Source organism: Streptomyces sp. NPDC053541 (genome assembly GCF_044544705.1).
GTDB lineage: Bacteria > Actinomycetota > Actinomycetes > Streptomycetales > Streptomycetaceae > Streptomyces.
In genome coordinates this window covers 241,148-256,275 of the sequence record NZ_JBITXM010000010.1, presented here as the reverse complement: position 1 = coordinate 256,275, position 15,128 = coordinate 241,148, and the positions used below count along the sequence as shown (strand labels likewise).

Below are 15,128 nucleotides of genomic sequence, written 5' to 3'. Positions count from 1 at the left end.
GTTCAGCGGTCGGTGGCCGGCCGTCTGACGAAGCGGGCGAGCCGGTACTCGGGGTCGGGGCGCGGCCGCTCCTGGTCGGGCAGGGCGGCGAGGGCCGCGCACAGGGCGTCGACCTCGGCGGCGGTGCGCGTCCCGTACCAGGAGGCGTAGTAGCCCCGGCGCAGCTTCTCCGCCGTGCCGCGGGGCGTGGCGCCCTGGCCGTGGCCGGTGAAGGTGGTGCCGGGCGCCGGTTCGAGGCCGTGGGCGGCGGCGTACGCGGTGACGCGGGCCGTGGCGTCGGAGCCTGCCGCCGTCGAGCGGTACGGGCGGAGCAGGGCGTCGATGTCGCTGCCGACGTCGTGGCAGGCGTCCTTGTCGACGGTGGCGAGGAACGCCCCGCCGGGCCGGAGCACCCGGGCGGCCTCGGCGACGATCTCCTCCGTGAAGGGCACGAGGTGGAGCAGCCAGACCGCGCTGACGGCATCGACCGCCGCGTCCGGCAGCGGCAGCCGACGGGCGTCGGCGCGCACCGCCCGGCCGGGGAGCCGGGCGGCGGCGGTGCGCACCATCGCGTGGGCGGCGTCGGCGCCGTACGCCGTGAGGCCCGGGCGCGCGATCCGTGCGGTGACGAGCCCGGTGCCGCAGGCCACGTCGAGGAGCGTGCGGGTGCCGGGCGGCAGCAGCCGCAGGACGGCCGCGGCCGCCGCCTCGGCCCGCGGGACGCCGCCGCGGGTCTCGTCGTAGCGCGCGGCCTCGGCCTCGTAGTCGAGCAGGGTTCCGGTCATGCGGGGGCGGGGGCGGGGCGGGCGGTCAGCGGGCGCCGTGGCCGGGGGCCACCGCTTCGACGCGGGCGGCGAGTTCGAAGTCCTTCTCGGTGATCCCGCCGGCGGAGTGGGTGTGCACGGCCAAGGCCACGCTCTTGTAACCGAGCGTCAGATCGCTGTGGTGGTTCAGCTCCTGCTGGATCTGGGCGACGTGGACGACGAGCGCGGTGGCGGCGAAGTGGTCCGCGAGCTCGTAGTCGCGGGTGATGCGGTCGCCGTCGAGGCTCCAGCCGGGCAGCTCCCGCAGGCGGTCCTCGATCTCCTTCTGCGACAGGGGCTCAGTGGGCACGTGGTGCTCCCTCCGGTAGGCGTGCGGGATGGTGGCGGAGTGGTCCCCGGGGAGAACGTACCCGAGTCCCCCTCTGGGATACCGTCTGCCCATGACGACTGTCGCGACCGACACGGGTGTGGGGCCCCTGCTGCGCGGATGGCGCGAGCAGCGACGGCTGAGCCAGCTGGAGCTGGCGCTGCGGGCGGATTCGTCCGCCCGGCACATCTCCTTCGTCGAGACGGGCCGCTCGCGCCCGTCCGAGGAGATGATCCTGCGCCTCGCGGAGCACCTGGAGGTGCCGGTGCGGGACCGCAACGCCCTGCTGCTCGCGGCGGGTTACGCACCGCGCTACGCCGAGTCGGCGCTGGACGCGCCGGAGCTGGAGACGCTGCGCGAGGGCATCGAGCGGCTGCTGCGGGGGTACGAGCCGTTCCCGGCACTCGTGGTCGACGGCTCGTACACGGTGGTGGCCGCCAACCGGGGCGTCGAGCTGCTCCTCGCGGGGCTGCCGGAGCACCTGCTGACGCCGCCACTGAACGCGATGCGGATCACGCTGCACCCGGAGGGCCTGGCGCCGCGGATCCGCAACCTGCGGGAGTGGCGGGGGCATCTGCTCGCGCAGATGGAGCGCCAGATCGGGCTGGCCCGCTCGGAGGCGCTGCGGGCGCTGTACGAGGAGGTGGCGGCCTATCCGCTGCCCGAGGGCACGACGGACCCGGACGACCGGCCGGACCCGGAGCCCTATCCGTACTTCGCGCTGCCGCTGCGGATCGAGCACGACGGGCGGGTGCTGTCCTTCGTGTCGTCGATCTCGACCTTCAACACGCCGATGGACGTGACGGTCGCCGAGCTGGCCATCGAGACGATGCTCCCGGCCGACCCGGCGACCGTCGCGTACCTGCAGTCGCTCGCCGGCTGATCAGCCGCCGGCTCCGGTGGCGGCGCGCAGGGCCGCCCACTGCAGCCCGGCGAACCCGGCGACGGTACCGGCCTGGAGCAGGATCCACACCGCCCCGGCGGTGGTCGGCTCCAGCCAGCCCACCAGCGCGACGCCGCTGAGCACCACCCACCCCACGTTGACGTCGACGACGGCCTTCACCGCCCCGACCGCGACCCGCTCCCGCCGCGCGAGCCACCCGACCCCGCCGGCGAACAGGAGCAGAAACACCCCGACCCCGAGCAGCAACCCCCGCCCCACCCCCAGGAGTTCCCCGACCGCCCCGGGAGCGACGGCGTACACGACCCCGTTGCCCCCGGTCACGACGGCATCGAGCACGAGAAACCGCCGCACCACGCCCCACGGCCGGTGGGTGCGGGAAAGACCGGTGAGCAGCGCCTGGGACATGGGAGGACCACCTCTCTGAGCAGGGACGTTCCGTGAAGTTCCGCCGACCCCCGACCGGAGTGCGCCGGCCGGGAACCGGGTGCCCCGAGCATGGCGGGGGTGGGGTGGGGGCGTCGATTACGTGGGAGGTAATGGGGGCCTCTCCGAGACCTCTCTGGAGGCCCCGGAGTCCGAAGCCCTGGGGAGCCACTCAGTACGCCAGCGTCCGCCCGAATCCGCTCAGTGTCGCCGCGTGTGGCTCCCCGTTTGGCTCCCCCGCGGGGTGGGCCAAGCTCCTCCGTCACTCACGCGCCGAGTGGGCGTCGCAGTGGAAAGGCAACTCGACGTCCATCCGTTGCTTCTTGTTGCGCAGGAAGTGACGAGCCTCTTCGCTGGCCCCTGGAGATGGCTGCCGATGCAGGTGACAGCGCCCACGGTTCGGTGGTTGTTGGTGGGCGTCGGTGCCCCTGGGCCACCTTCGGACGGCCCAGAGACGGCCCAACGCCTCCGCTACTCCGTTGAGAGCGGAGCGCCCCACGCCCGCTCCGTCGCCCTAGTCCTGAATTGGCAGGTCCGGATGTGCGAACACAAAGAGCATGTACGCAACGGCGGCTGCCGTACCCACCGACGAGAGCGCCAGGCTGGTCAGAGGCTGCGCACGGCTGACGCCCTGTCGTGAGGCAGCGCGGTATTCGACGACACCAAGGACGAGGCCCGTGAGGCCGAGCGGCAAGGCCAGAGCCCAAACGAGCATCCAGAATGGGCAGCAGAACCAGAACGCAACGGAAGCCGCACCGAAAACGACGGAACGGCTCATCCGCCCAGACCTGTCGCCAGCCGGATCATCAGAGTGGGTCATGCTCTGATCAAAGCAGCAAGGTGGGGAGGCTCAGCAGCCGCCCTCACAACCATCGTGCCCCTCGCGTGCCCGATCCAGCGGGAAACTACGGGGAACGTCAGGTCACGGTGCCCAGACACGTAAGCGGCCCCCGCTCGAGTTGCCTGGTCAAGGGCCGTTCACCTGTGGTGGGTATGGGATTTGAACCCACGGTGACTCTCGCCACGACGGTTTTCAAGACCGACCGGCGGACAGCGCTCGTACACCGTCTGACCTGCATATTCTCCGCGCCGGTGTCACTGTGCCGAGATCCTGGCCCAAACATGGCCCACGAGCCCCCGAAACGGCCCCTTCTCGGGGGCACCAACCGCTGTCCGCTCGCAACCCCCGTCGGGAGCCGAGCGATCTTCGGAGAGAGGTTCCATGGCAGAGTCATCCGTTCTGCTCCCCGGATACGCTGGCTATCACCAGCCGACGATCCGGGAGTGTGCACCGAGGATGGGACCCAAGACGCAGAGGGTCTACGAGACGATCCGTTCCTGGATCGAGTCCGGGCGCTACGGCCCCGGTGACAAGCTGCCGTCCGAGCGGGCGCTGAGCGCCGAGCTGGAGATCGGCCGCACCGCGCTGCGTCAGGTGCTCGCCCGTCTGTCGAACGAGCACTTCATCAAGGCTCACGACCGCAGCTCCTACCGCGTCCTCGGCGGCGAGAGCGTCCCGACGCCGGCGGAGCTGGAGCCGTGGAAGATCCACGGCTCTCGCCACGTCTACGAGAACCGGTGGGTGAACCTGGACCTGGTCGACGTCGAACCGCCCGGAGTCGACCGCTTCGAGCACCACGTCGTCCGGCTCTTCCGTGTGGCGATCACGGCTGTGATCGATGACCAGGACCGCGTGCTCATGCTGTGGCGGTACCGCTTCGTACCGCAGCAGTGGGGCTGGGAACTGCCCGGCGGAATCGTGGACGCGGGCGAGGACGCGGCCACCACGGCGGCCCGCGAGACCGAGGAGGAAACGGGGTGGCGTCCTGGCCCCGTGGAGCACGTCGTCAGCTACCAGCCGATGATCGGCATGGTCGACTCACCGCATGAGATCTTCGTCGCCCGTGGCGCCGAGAAGGTCGGCGAACCGACCGACGCCGAGGAAGCCGGGGAGATCGCCTGGATCCCCCTCGACGACATCCCGCGTCTGATGGCCGAGGGCAAGCTCATGGGCTCCGGCACGCTCGTGGCCCTGCTCCACATCCTCGCGTCCCGGTCTAGAGGCGCCCGGTAAGAAGCTCCACACGCCGGCGGTACCGCACGGAGCCCGTGCGGTACGCCAGCAACCGGGCCTTCTGGAGGTGGGTCCGCGCTTCGTCCACCTCGCCGCGGGCGAGGTGCGCCTGGGTGAGGTCACAGTGGATGCCGGAGTTCGCGCGCACGAAGGTCTCATCCGCGCTGCGGAGCGACGCGTACAGCTCCTCCATCGCTGAGGCATCTCCGAGCTTGGCCAGGACGTTCCCTCGCCACCTCGACAGGTGACCGGTATTGAGAAAGATGCTCAGCATGTCGGCGTCGCGTACCTCGCCGTCGTCCGGAAGGAGCGCGGTCGCCCGCTCAAGCGCCGTCCTTGCCGCCGACTCCATCTCCGGGCCGCCGGCGGCGGCACACAGCTCTGCCTCGGCCGCTGCCAGCCACGCCCTCAGGCGGGGTGACTGGCGTTCGGGGTTCGTGCGCTGCGCGTCCCGCACCAGCTCGACCGCCAGCTGAGGCCGACCGGCGTCCGCGAGTACGTATGCCTGCTCACCCATGGCGTGTGCCAGGTACAGCGGGGACTCGGCATCCTGTGCCGCCTTCTTGGCGAGCTCGTACCGCCGCCATGCTCGATCCACTGCGCCGGCGTCCAACGCCTGCCAGGCGGCAAGCGTGGATGCTCCGGCGAGGGCAGTCGCGATGGGCCGTCGCGCCCCCGGCAGCACGGCGAAGGTCAACGCTTCCTCCATCGCCGCCAGGTGGCCGTTCATCTGGTCGACGAGGCCGGTCGCACCCATCTGTCGGTCCATGGTGCGCAGTAGCTCGGTCTGGGCCAGGAACGCCGGGACCATGGACTGACTCAGACTGCCGGCCGCATCGATCCGGCTCAGCAGGTCCGCGTAGCCGTCCGCCTGAGGCTCGGGGGCCTCGTCCTCACCCCGCAGCTCGGCGTCCGTGGCACCAAGGAGTGGTCGAAGGATCGCGGCGTAGCGATCCGTGATGGTGCGCCGCCCGTTCTCCCACTCCGACACATAGGTCTTCAGGCTGGCCGCCGAAGCGATGTCGAGCAGCCTCTGGTCCGCGAACCGCCGCATCTCGTGAATCAATCGGTCCTGCGACCACCCTCGTGCGGTCCGGATCGCCTTTAACCCCTTAGCCACGCCGCCTCCGTAAAGCCGCAGGTGAGAGCTGGTTAACACCCTTGAGGTTAACCCCAGTTGGCTACCGAGTGGCCCCACTTGAGCCGTTCTCTGGAAGAGCACACCGACACGCGATCCGAACCAAGGGTTGCATCTGGTGCGCACCAGATGCCAATCTGTTGGTGCGCACCAGATGGGCCGCAAAGGCCCTGACGGCGTGTGCTCAAGGCGGGGACGCTGCAATCCCGCTGAAGGCCAGGGGACAGGGCTTCGGCCCGACTGGCGAGGTGGCCCGGTGACCGCGAGCAACGGCCGGAGAGTGGGGACGAGATCCCCCTTGCAGTGCTCCAACCCTGTTTGTTCGACGTCCAGGAGGTTCCGATGTTCCGACGAAAACGTCAGGCGCCGTCGTCGCTGGACCGGCGAGGCGGTGCCAGCCTCCGCGTCACCTGACCCTCGCAGTCGCTCGGCTGCGGCCGGTTGCCTCCTCCGTCCGTCCGGGCCCCTGGCGGGGTGCCGTACGGGCGGGGTGGTGGGGAGCCGGATGGTTCCAACGGCGAGAGGCCCCGGTGCGGGAACACCGGGGCCTCGTTCGGGCCGTTCCTGACTGGAAGGAACTCACCCAATGAAGTCCATCGCTGCACTTCGGAGCCTCGTTACGGCGCTCCCGGTCGACCTGGAGCCGACGGACGCCGAGCTGGAGGCGATCGAGCAGGAGATGCCGCTGATCCTGGCGGACGTCGAGCGGCTCGACGCGTACATCAAGACCCTGGACCGGCCGGCCAGCGAGCTGGACGCCCGGCGGATCCGGCGGGCCCGGAACCGGGTGCTGGTCGAGCGCCGGGACCTGACCAACCGCGCCGCGGTGCTGGGTGGTGCCGCGTGATCCGCATCGTGACGGCCGAACGTCTGCGCCGGCTGGTCGAGGACGCCGAGCAGGCGCGTGAGGCCGCGGCCGCAGCGAACACCCAGGCCGCCGAGCAGTACCGCCGCCACGTCGCCCGGGTCGACCACCTCAACGGTCTGGCGGAGTCGGCCCAGAGCGACGCGGCCATCCTGCGCGAGCACATCGTCGAGGTTGAGGCGGCACTGAAGGAGTCGAGGGCGGAGGCCGCGGCGCTGTTCGGGGAGCTGGCGGAGTCCCGCCGGGCGGAGGCCATGCCGATGGGGCTGCTGCTGCGTCACGGGGCCCCGCACAGCGTTCACGCGAGCGTTCAGGCCGCCAAGGATTACGCCGCAGCGCTCGGAGCCGACCCGGCCGGCTGGCGGCCCGCGGGCACCACGGACGGCCCCCTGAGCGGCTGGTCGGTCATGCACATCCCGAGGGGCGGAGCGTGGTCGTGAACACTGTTCAGATCCGTTCAGCGGAACGGGCCCTGTCGATCGGTACGTGGCTGATCGTGTCGGGCGCGATGCTCTACTCAGTCCTCACTGTGACGCCGCTCATGGCCGCACACACGGCGGACGAGTGGGACTGGACCGCGCCGATCCTGCCGCTCGTGGTGGACGCCGCGGTCGTCATCGTGGTCCGCCTCGACTCGGTTCTGGCCCGGCTCGGCGGGCACGGCGGCCGGTGGCCCATCGCCCTGCGATGGATGACCGGCGGCATGACTCTGGCCCTGAACGTCGCGGACTCCGCCCTGGCAAAAGACCTGGTCGGTGTCGCGGTGCACGCGGTGGCGCCGCTGCTGCTCATCGTCACGGCCGAGACCGGCCTGGCCTACCGCAGGGCCATCACGAACGCGCTGGAGGCTGCGAACGCCCGTGAGCGGGCCGACCTGCTGGAGCGGGAGCGGGCCGCCGCCGAGCGGGCCGAAGCCGCCGAGAAGCGCGTGCGCGAGCAGCGGGAGTTCGATGCCCGCATGGCCCGTGAACAGCGTGAGCACGAAGCGGCCCTGCTGCGTGAACAGGCTGAACGCGAGGAGCGAGCCCGGCGCGAGGAGCGCGAGCGGGAGGCCGCCGCCGAGCGTGAGCGGCAGGCCGAGCGTGAACGCCGTGAGCGGGAGCGTGAACAGCGTGCACAGGCCGAGCGGGAGCGTGAACGCCAGCGGCAGGCCCGTGAACGCGAGGCCGCGCAGCAGCGTGAGCGGGAGCGTCGCGAGCGTGAGGCGGCGGCCCTGCGTGAACAGCGTGAGCGTGAGGCACAGGCCGAGCGTGAACGCGCCGCTCTCCTCGCCGCCGGCCCCGCTGCCGAGAAACAGCCGGAAGAGCAGGCGCGGCAGACCGTGACCGCCGCCTTCGGCGCGGGACTGTCGGTGCGGCAGGCCGCCGAACTGTGCGGCTGGTCGGTCGGCTGGGTCTCCACCCGCTACCAGGAACTCCGCGACAACACTCCGGCTCCTGCTCTTGAAGGGGCCGGCCGGTGACCCCCGTCTACCCCTGGCGATGCGCCCCGGACGGGCTCGCGACCTTCCGCCAGCTGCGCGCCCGCGGTCTGCGCCCGGGTGGTCAGGACGTCGCCGCCCAGATCGAGCGGCCCCGCCGCCGGCGCGGGCCGCTCGTCGCCTACCTCTACCGGGTCGACCTGGCCAAGCCGGTCCGGCCCATGACCCCGGCCAAACGCGCTGCTCTGGAGCGCGCGAACGCCGCCCGCCGGGTCTGCCCCGAGTGCGGCCGGGACGCGGGTTACCGCATCCCGCCGACGCTCGGCATGTGTGTCCCGTGCGCGGACGCTCCCACCGAACTCGCTGCCTGACCAGGAGGTTTCCTCATGCCGATCAACGATCAGCCCCAGGGTTCCCACATGTACGTCCTCACGCTGGCGACCCGGCAGGGGCAGGGCACCGCCAGCGGCACGATCACCCCGGAGCCGGGCCAGTCCCGCTTCGACGTCTTCAACCAGATCTGGGGCGAGATGCTGCACCGCCGCCCGTCCCTGGAAAACGCGACGGTCCTGTTCTTCTCGCTGGAGCCGAACACCCTCTGACCTGCACCAACAGGCAGGGCCCGACCATCCACCTACCACAGCTTTGGCCGGGCCCCTGATCTCCCCTAAGGGAGGTAGCAAGGATGACGGACATCAGCACGGAGCCGGTAGTGGGCCTCGCCCCGCCGCCGGTCCCGCCGACTCCTCCGCCCCCGCCGCCGGCCGCCGAGCAGCCGGTGAAGGACGCTCCGAAGGTCGAGCACACGCCGGGCGGCTGGCCCGTGGTGCCGCTGGCGACCACGGGCGTGAACAGCACCGTGAGCGGTATCGCCGCGGCTGCGGTCGTGGCCGGCCCGCCCGGTGCCGCGCTCGCCGCTCTCGGCGCAGCCGTCGTCGGCGGCGCGGTCCTGGCTCGTCGGGCCGCGCGCAACCGCACCGCGAAGACCACCAGCAGGGCGCGGACCTCGAAGGTCCCCAGCCCCCGGCAGACCCCGCGGCCGTCCCGCCAGACCGCCACCGGCGCCGCCCGCAGCACCGGCGGGCACCGGGCGACCGGCACCAGCCGCAGCGCCGGGGCCTCGCGCGCATCGAAGGGCCGCACCAGCGCTGCCGGGGCATCCTCGACGACTGCCCGGACCCTGCCCAAGGGCCGGATCGGGCAGGTCAGGGCGCTGCGGCAGGACGCCCGCTCAACGGACGGCCCGACGCGGGCGGAGCGCCGTGCACAGCGTGTGCAGGACCGGCGGGCGGTCGCCGACACCCGCCGCACCACTCCCACTTCCACCCCCTCGTCGCGTCTGTCCAGCGCCGCGAGCGGTCGGCCCGGTGGCGCGAAGCGCCCTGCTGACAAGGGCCGTTCGTGGTTGGGCGGGAAGGTCCGTGGTGGTCGTGACGCGGCCGTTCAGCGGGCCCGTGCGGCGCGGGACCGGTCGGCGGCCCGCACTGTGGACGGCGCCCGGGAGAAGGTCCGCGCCGGGCTGAGCGCGAAGCAGGCCCGCGTGGCCAAGCGGGCCGTCCGCAAGGACGCCCGCCGGGCGCTGCGGAAGTCGGCCGCCCGCAAGCAGGGCCGCCGCCTGCTCGCCGCTCTCCTCGCGGCCTCGGTCGGTGCGCTCGGCGCGCTGACCACCCCGCTCGGCCGGAAGCTCGGCATCAAGTTCCTGCAGCACCCCGGCCGGCGTCTGTACCGGCGCCTCATGCGGACCGCCGAGGAGCAGCAGGCCGCGCGTGACGCGGCGATCCGTGAGCGGCAGGCCGCCGCCGAGGCCGCGATCGAGGCCGACCTGGACCCCGAGCAGCAGATCGGCGACAAGGTCCAGCGCCCCACCTTCCTCACCCCCGCCGCACCCTCGTCCCCTGTGGAGGTCGTGAACGTGTCCGGTTTCAAGTTCGAAGAGGCCGCCGCCGAGATGGAGAACGCGGCCCGCACCTACGAGCCCGAGACGGCCATGGAGATCCTGACCATGGTCGACAACCTGCCCGAGGCCCTGAACCACGTGGCCGAGACGTTCAAGATCCTGGCCGAGCGGTCCGACCGCGAGTTCCCCCTGGAGAAGGACATCGCCTGCGCCTTCGACGAGATTTACGGCGCGCTGATGCGCGCGGTCGACTCCTCCGAGCAGGTCGGACCGCTGTTCCGGCAGGTCCACGAGCACGACATCGCCCGCCACGAGGACCCCCGCAACGGCATCGAGGCCGAGAAGGGCTGGAACGTCTGATCATGGCCACCACCAACCCCAACACCACGTCGGGGCCGGTGTGGGACTGGAGCGCTGGTCACGGACCCGTGACCGGCGCCCTGTCCGCCACTACCGGCGCCCTCGCGCTCGCCACCACCGGCGCCGCAACCGGCATGCCCCCGAGCTGGGCCCTCGCCGTCGGCGCCGCCGGCGCCATCGGCCACACCGTCTCCACCCTGCGCGAGCGGCTCTCCGCCCGCACCGTCGCCCTGCGCGCGTCCTCATGGCTGCTCGGCGCCGGATGGACCACCTGGGCCATGGCGAGTGGCCCGCTCACCTGGACCGCGATCGGCTCGCTCGCGGTTCTCGGTGTCGGCATCGGCACCGCCGCCCGCTCCACCAGCCTGTACGAGGACGCCCGCGAGCTGGAGCTCATCGCGCTCGCGGACCGGCAGGTCGCCGCCGAACTGTCCGCCGAACGCCGCACGCTCGCCGCCGAGTGGGTCGAGCGCATCCAGCGCGTCAGCGGCGTCACCATCACGGTGCTGGCGATCGAGAAGTGGCCCACCGCCACCGGGTTCACCATCGACGCCGAACTGCCCGGCGCCACCACCTACGACCAGATCGCGAAGGACTCCGCGCGTCTGTCGGCCGACGCCCGGCTGCCGCACGGCTGCACCGTGGCCGCCACCCCCGGCATCCACCAGGGCCGCGTCCTCATCGACGTCTCCACCGTGAACGTCCTCGCCGGTGAGATCCCCTACCCGGCCGACTACAGCCCGCTGTCCCTCCACACCGGCCTGCCCTGGGGCGTGCGCTCCGACGGCCGGGACGTTCCCGTCTACCTGCGCGAGCAGTGCGCGCTGGTCGTCGGCCCGACCGGCTCGGGCAAGACCAACTTCAGCCACACCGTGCTCGCCGGGTTCGCCCGCGCCACCGACATCCTGACCTGGGTCATCGACCTCAACGCCGGATCCGCCGGCCTGCCCTGGGTCCGCCCCGCGCTCGACGGCGACGGCAACCCGAACAGCGAGACCCGGCCCGGGATCGACTGGCTCGCCTCCACCCCGGAGGAAGCCGAGCTGATGCTCGACACCGCCCTGCGCGTGGGCAAGCACCGCAAGGTCGTCTACCAGGACCTCATGGCCAAGGCGGACACCGATCTGCTGCCCGTCTCCGCGCAGATCCCGCAGATCATGATCCTGGTCGACGAGGGCGCGGAGATCCTGGCCAGCAACGATCCGAAGATGCGCAAGCTCGCCGGGAAGATCCTGGAGGTCATCCGGCTGCTGCGGGCCATGGGCATCCGCACCGTCCTGACCGCGCTCGGCGCGACCGGGGCCGTGCTCGGCAACCTGATGATCCGCCGCGAGGCCAAGGCCCGCGTCTGCCTGACCGGCGGCGAGGTCGAGGGCATGGACCTGTCCAAGGTCTTTCCGGGCTCCCGCGGCCTGAAGCCGGAGCAGGCCCCCTACAAGGGCGCCGGGTTCATCGGCACCCCGGAGTCGGCCCCGGGCCTGTTCAAGTCGTGGCGGATCACGCCCCGGCAGATCGCCGACATCGTCCACGCCACCAGCGCCCTGCACCCGCGGCTCGACGAGCCGTCCGCGAAGGCCGCCGGCCCCGCCTACGCCCGCCGCTGGGACACCACCCGCACCGCCTGGATGCGCACCACCATCCCGGCCGACGAGCGGCCCGCCGACCGGTCCGCCGGCCCGGCGCCGGCACGCCCCGGCGGGCTGAGCCTCTCCGCGCTCCGCGGCGCCCCCTCGCACGCCGCCCCGGCGACCGACGAGGACGCGCTCGCGGCCCGGTTCATGGCCCAGATCGACGCCGAGTTCGGCACCACCGAGGAACCCGCACCGGAGCCCGAGGGGCGGCCGGGGCTGAACCTGAACGCGTTCCGGAACGGGCAGAAGGAGGGCGCCGCCCAGCAGGCTGCGCTCGACGTGCTGCTCGCCGCCGGCGCCGAGGGCACCGGGGCATCGGCCATCGCCCGCGCGCTCGCTGAGGAGCACGGCACCAGCCGTCAGACCGTCGTCGGCTGGCTCAAGGAGTGGGCCGAGGAGGGCATCGCCGTACGGATCGGGACCGGCACCAAGACCCGCTACGTCCACCACCGCCACCACTCCGGCGGGCCCGCCGAGAGCTGACCTTGTCGCCTGTCGACGACCTCCCCCAGGAAGGTCCCTGACGGGCCCTGTACGGGCCGAAAAGCTTGTCTGACCTGGGAGACGACAAGCGACAAGACAAGACAAGCGACAAGCCGCACGACAAGCGACACGACAAGCAAGGCCACCGGGCAGCACCCCACCACGCGGGTGCTGCCCGGCCCGCTGAAAGGGGCACCTTGTGCACGAACAGGCCTCGTACGAGATCACCACCCCGCACCCCTGGAGCCCGCCGCCGGCCACCGCCGCCCGGCCCGTGATCCTCCCCGCCGACGTCCCGCCCGGGGTCGACTGGGTCACCCTCCCCAACGGGGTCCGCACCCTCGCCTACACCCACCCCGCACCCGCGCAGCCCATTCCGCTTACGGCCCCGCAGCCGATCCCGGCATGGGCCAAGACCACCGCCCTGCTCGCCCCGACCGTCGGCGTCGGCATCGGCGCCGCCGGTATCGGACTCTCCTACGCCGCCCCGGGACTCATCGCCATGAGCCACGCCCTGTGGTCCGCCGCCGCCCTCGTCGTCGCCGCCGTCATCGCCATCCCCGTCCTCATCCGCACCGCCCGCCGCGCCGCCACCGGCGGGACCGGGACGGGCGGGGCAACCACCCACATCACCCAGAACATCACCGCCACCGGCCTCTTCGGCCGCGCTAACGGCACCATCAACAACCGCTAGAGCGCAGGGAAGCCGGTGAAGCCGACCCCGTTCTGTACAACGAGCGCGATCTCCTCGGACTCCAGCCACTCACGCACATCAGGCGTGGGCTCGCTCGGCAGCAGCACAGCGATGCGCAGACCGCAGGGAACCTCCTTCTTCAGGTGCCGGCGGTAGTCGAGCAACTGCCCCACTGCCATCCGGATATTGGCCCGCGTGGTGAGCCCCTTCGCTTCATAGAGCACATTGGCGGTGATGTCATACAGGTCAGGGACGAGCGGGCCCGGCTCGCCCTCGACGGTGATCTGGAAGCTCTTGAACTCATGGCCGGCCGCGATCAGAAACTTCTCGAACGCGGTCACCAACTGCCCCTCCCGCCGCAGCACCGTCCGGGGGCCGCCCTTGACGTTCGCGATCGTCTCGCTCGTCTTGTGCTGCTCCGTCTTCTTTCCCTTCACGTCCTCCACGACGAGCGCGGGCCACTCGATCGGGAGGTCCTCCACACCGCTCTTGGTCGCCGGCGGCACAGCGTCCTTGGGCTCGAAGCGCAGCACAGCGCCGGTCGCGGGACGGAAGCGGAAGACGTAGACGTCCCGCATCTCCTCGTGCTTGTCCGGGGCTCGGCGTACCACGTACGGGAGATTCGGGTCGAGCATGACCTGTCCGACGTAGCGCTGCTTCACCAGCTTCTTCCCCGGCGCCGCCTTGCCATCGGCGACAAACAGATGGACGTCACGCCCATCCGTGAGGGTGTCCATCAGCGTCTTGTTGCCGCGGACCATCTGCTGATCCCCCTCGGGACCAGCCCCGGTGTACAGGAACAACGTCCCGAACTCGTCGTCCTCGGCATGCCCGTCGAACGTGTAGCCGTGCTTCTCGCCGACGCTCGGGTCGGAGTACACGAACACCTTCCCGGAGTCCTTCGCAGGCACGATCCCGCCGCTGTACCGCGAGCCGCCGTAAGCCTGAGCGACTTCCTCGCGCGTGGTGATCAGGCCCGGAACCAAGTCAAGAGTCGTCATCCCTCGAACATAAACGCCCCCACTGACAGCAAGGGCTAGATCCAGAAACCCACAAGGGCGGCCCCCGTCTCGCCAAAGTCCGGGACCGCCCTCGCCTGCCAGTGCTTCTCACAGAACTGGAGACATCCAGCATGACCCAACCGACCCCGTTCCGGCGAGAGCCCGACGGGTTACCGTCCATCGACCTGGTGGGCCTGGACCTGCTCGCCCACGCCGTCGCGGCAGCCGAGCGTGGGTGGCACGTCTTCCCGCTCCGCCCCCGCGATAAGCGGCCCGCCGGCCACTCCACGGCACGCTGCCCCGGCACCGGCCGGTGCACGGACGGGCACCGCACCCCGGAGCAGCGCGCCACCACCGACCCGGACCTGCTCGCCGCCGCCTGGACCCACGCCCCGTACAACATCGGGATCGCGACCGGCCCGTCCGGGCTGCTCGTGGTCGACCTGGACACGGTCAAGGAGGGAGAGCAGGAAGGAACGCCTGACGGCGTGACTTCCTTCGAGGCGCTCTGCGAGCGCGCCGGGCAGGCCGTCCCCACTACCTACCGAGTGCGGACGGCGCGCGGCGGGCAGCACCTGTACTTCACCCAGCCCGCCGGGGTCCGGCTCGGCAACAGCGCCGGGCGGCTGGGGCCGCACGTGGACACCCGGGGGTGGGGCGGGTACGTCGTCGCCCCCGGCTCCACCACCCCGGACGGCACCTACACCGTCCTGGACAGCATCGCCCCCGCCCCGCTGCCCACGTGGCTCGCCGACGCGCTCACCGAGCAGCCCAAGCCCGTCCGGTCCGTCCCGGGGCCCGCGCTCGCGGGCGGGCCGCGTGTCGCCACGGTCGCGCTGGAGCGCGAGACCGCCGCCGTCGCCAGCGCCCACGAGGGCGGCCGCAACGCCCAACTCCTCGCCTCTGTCCGGGCCGTGGGCCGGTTCGTCGCGTGGGGAGACCTCCCCCGGCACGTGGCCGAGGAGGCTTTTCAGGCAGCGGGGGAGTCGGCGGGACTGCCGCCGGCCGAGTGCCGCGCCACGATCCGCAGCGCACTCGACTGGTCCATCCGCACCGCCCGCCCCCGGCAGGCCGCCGCGTGAGCCACCCCGAACCCCTCGCCCTGAAAAGCCCCACCGACACCACCGT

The 15,128-nt window shown here is 71.9% G+C and carries 17 protein-coding genes; 11 read left to right on the top strand and 6 right to left on the bottom strand.

Annotation, left to right across the window (positions count from 1 at the left end; translation table 11 throughout):
• Nucleotides 1–2: 2 nt before the first annotated feature.
• Nucleotides 3–764: a class I SAM-dependent methyltransferase gene (locus ACIGW2_RS25860; protein WP_399846280.1), complete on the bottom strand. Its 762-nt coding sequence runs from the start codon at nucleotides 762–764 to the stop codon at nucleotides 3–5.
• 25 nt (nucleotides 765–789) lie between these two features.
• Nucleotides 790–1,092: a 4a-hydroxytetrahydrobiopterin dehydratase gene (locus tag ACIGW2_RS25855; protein WP_399846278.1), complete on the bottom strand. Its 303-nt coding sequence runs from the start codon at nucleotides 1,090–1,092 to the stop codon at nucleotides 790–792.
• A gap of 91 nt (nucleotides 1,093–1,183) precedes the next feature.
• On the opposite strand from ACIGW2_RS25855, the gene ACIGW2_RS25850 reads away from it, so the two are divergent.
• Nucleotides 1,184–1,993, top strand: coding sequence for a helix-turn-helix transcriptional regulator (locus ACIGW2_RS25850; protein ID WP_361577569.1), 810 nt, complete (start codon nucleotides 1,184–1,186; stop codon nucleotides 1,991–1,993).
• Here ACIGW2_RS25850 and ACIGW2_RS25845 read toward each other — a convergent pair whose 3' ends face one another.
• Both ACIGW2_RS25845 and ACIGW2_RS25840 read right to left on the bottom strand, forming a co-directional pair.
• Nucleotides 1,994–2,419, bottom strand: coding sequence for a hypothetical protein (locus ACIGW2_RS25845; RefSeq protein ID WP_391656058.1), 426 nt, complete (start codon nucleotides 2,417–2,419; stop codon nucleotides 1,994–1,996).
• Between the two features lie 532 nt (nucleotides 2,420–2,951).
• Nucleotides 2,952–3,257, bottom strand: coding sequence for a hypothetical protein (locus ACIGW2_RS25840; protein ID WP_399846274.1), 306 nt, complete (start codon nucleotides 3,255–3,257; stop codon nucleotides 2,952–2,954).
• Nucleotides 3,258–3,734: 477 nt separating this feature from the next.
• On the opposite strand from ACIGW2_RS25840, the gene ACIGW2_RS25835 reads away from it, so the two are divergent.
• Nucleotides 3,735–4,511, top strand: coding sequence for an NUDIX domain-containing protein (locus ACIGW2_RS25835; protein WP_399846272.1), 777 nt, complete (start codon nucleotides 3,735–3,737; stop codon nucleotides 4,509–4,511).
• Here the strand turns inward: ACIGW2_RS25835 and ACIGW2_RS25830 are convergent.
• Nucleotides 4,495–5,565 carry an XRE family transcriptional regulator gene (locus ACIGW2_RS25830; RefSeq protein WP_399846270.1) on the bottom strand — a complete coding sequence of 357 codons (1,071 nt, stop codon included), beginning with the start codon at nucleotides 5,563–5,565 and terminating at the stop codon, nucleotides 4,495–4,497. The genes ACIGW2_RS25835 and ACIGW2_RS25830 overlap by 17 nt on opposite strands.
• A gap of 670 nt (nucleotides 5,566–6,235) precedes the next feature.
• On the opposite strand from ACIGW2_RS25830, the gene ACIGW2_RS25825 reads away from it, so the two are divergent.
• From ACIGW2_RS25825 to ACIGW2_RS25790, 8 genes are all read left to right on the top strand, one after another.
• Nucleotides 6,236–6,496: a DUF6284 family protein gene (locus ACIGW2_RS25825; protein WP_399846268.1), complete on the top strand. Its 261-nt coding sequence runs from the start codon at nucleotides 6,236–6,238 to the stop codon at nucleotides 6,494–6,496.
• Nucleotides 6,493–6,954 carry a hypothetical protein gene (locus ACIGW2_RS25820; RefSeq protein ID WP_399846266.1) on the top strand — a complete coding sequence of 154 codons (462 nt, stop codon included), beginning with the start codon at nucleotides 6,493–6,495 and terminating at the stop codon, nucleotides 6,952–6,954. Before ACIGW2_RS25825 ends, ACIGW2_RS25820 begins: the two co-directional genes overlap by 4 nt.
• The gene (locus tag ACIGW2_RS25815; RefSeq protein ID WP_399846264.1) at nucleotides 6,951–7,976 is read left to right on the top strand and encodes a DUF2637 domain-containing protein; all 1,026 of its coding nucleotides are present in this window, start codon (nucleotides 6,951–6,953) and stop codon (nucleotides 7,974–7,976) included. The genes ACIGW2_RS25820 and ACIGW2_RS25815 overlap by 4 nt, the downstream gene beginning before the upstream one ends.
• Nucleotides 7,973–8,305, top strand: a complete 333-nt coding sequence (locus tag ACIGW2_RS25810; protein WP_399846262.1) for an RRQRL motif-containing zinc-binding protein — start codon at nucleotides 7,973–7,975, stop codon at nucleotides 8,303–8,305. The genes ACIGW2_RS25815 and ACIGW2_RS25810 overlap by 4 nt, the downstream gene beginning before the upstream one ends.
• Before the next feature lie 15 nt (nucleotides 8,306–8,320).
• The gene (locus tag ACIGW2_RS25805) at nucleotides 8,321–8,536 is read left to right on the top strand and encodes a hypothetical protein (protein ID WP_399846260.1); all 216 of its coding nucleotides are present in this window, start codon (nucleotides 8,321–8,323) and stop codon (nucleotides 8,534–8,536) included.
• Between the two features lie 83 nt (nucleotides 8,537–8,619).
• Entirely contained in the window at nucleotides 8,620–10,191 is a 1,572-nt protein-coding gene (locus ACIGW2_RS25800; protein ID WP_399846258.1) for a hypothetical protein, read from the top strand.
• A gap of 2 nt (nucleotides 10,192–10,193) precedes the next feature.
• The gene (locus tag ACIGW2_RS25795; RefSeq protein WP_399846255.1) at nucleotides 10,194–12,305 is read left to right on the top strand and encodes a hypothetical protein; all 2,112 of its coding nucleotides are present in this window, start codon (nucleotides 10,194–10,196) and stop codon (nucleotides 12,303–12,305) included.
• Between the two features lie 199 nt (nucleotides 12,306–12,504).
• Nucleotides 12,505–12,999: a hypothetical protein gene (locus ACIGW2_RS25790; RefSeq protein WP_399846254.1), complete on the top strand. Its 495-nt coding sequence runs from the start codon at nucleotides 12,505–12,507 to the stop codon at nucleotides 12,997–12,999.
• Here ACIGW2_RS25790 and ACIGW2_RS25785 read toward each other — a convergent pair.
• Nucleotides 12,996–14,000, bottom strand: coding sequence for a hypothetical protein (locus ACIGW2_RS25785; protein WP_399846252.1), 1,005 nt, complete (start codon nucleotides 13,998–14,000; stop codon nucleotides 12,996–12,998). The genes ACIGW2_RS25790 and ACIGW2_RS25785 overlap by 4 nt on opposite strands.
• Before the next feature lie 131 nt (nucleotides 14,001–14,131).
• Here ACIGW2_RS25785 and ACIGW2_RS25780 point away from each other — a divergent pair, with 131 nt between their 5' ends.
• Nucleotides 14,132–15,082 carry a bifunctional DNA primase/polymerase gene (locus ACIGW2_RS25780; RefSeq protein WP_399846250.1) on the top strand — a complete coding sequence of 317 codons (951 nt, stop codon included), beginning with the start codon at nucleotides 14,132–14,134 and terminating at the stop codon, nucleotides 15,080–15,082.
• Nucleotides 15,083–15,128 lie beyond the last annotated feature (46 nt).